The organism is Psychrobacter sp. T6-1, from assembly GCF_052258445.1.
Map to the genome: position 1 here is coordinate 1 of NZ_JBQQFC010000711.1, position 684 is coordinate 684.

At 49.1% G+C, this 684-nt stretch carries 1 protein-coding gene; it reads right to left on the minus strand.

Annotation, left to right across the window (positions count from 1 at the left end; all coding sequences use genetic code 11):
• Positions 1 to 684, minus strand: a 684-nt coding sequence (locus tag ACTXGO_RS15560; RefSeq protein ID WP_443575155.1) for an agmatine deiminase family protein, incomplete at both ends; no start/stop codon positions are given.

The window sequence follows — 684 nt, forward strand, 5'->3', positions numbered from 1 at the left end:
AGGAAAGATATTCTCAAGCTGGGCAAGCGCTAGGCTATCGTTACTATCCTCGTATTGCGGTACGATTACCGCGTTATTACAGATTAAAAAGTTAGCATACGAGGCAATACATAAATCACCAGATTGGCGCGCTTTGGCATCCTCAGACGGCGCGATGTTATAGTTTTTGGGCAAGGTAACCGCCTCCTTGGTACAGCACAGCTTATGCACCTTTAAACGTCTACCCTTTGCATCTGTCATATGTGATAACTGCTGATAGGCTTTTTGTGTGGCGGCAAAGAATGGGTGAGTCGGGTCGTCGGTGAACAGACACACCGCTTCGCCAGGACGGGCAAAGCAAGCAATGTCATCAATATGTCCCGTGGTTTCATCAGGATCAATACCATCGTCTATCCACAGCACCTTTTGCGCATTTAGATAAGCTTTGAGGGTGTCCTCAATTTGTGACTCATTTAAGTGCGGATTACGCCCAGGGCTCAGCAAGCACATGCGAGTCGTCAACACGGTACCTTCGCCATCAACATGAAACGCGCCGCCCTCCATCACAAAGTTGTCTGTGCGGTAGCGCTTGATATCTAAATAATCACATAGGCGCGCAGCAAGCTTATCGTCATTGTCCCAAGGCGCGTACAGACCATCAACGTTGCCGCCCCACGCATTAAATACCCAATCACAAGCGCGCAG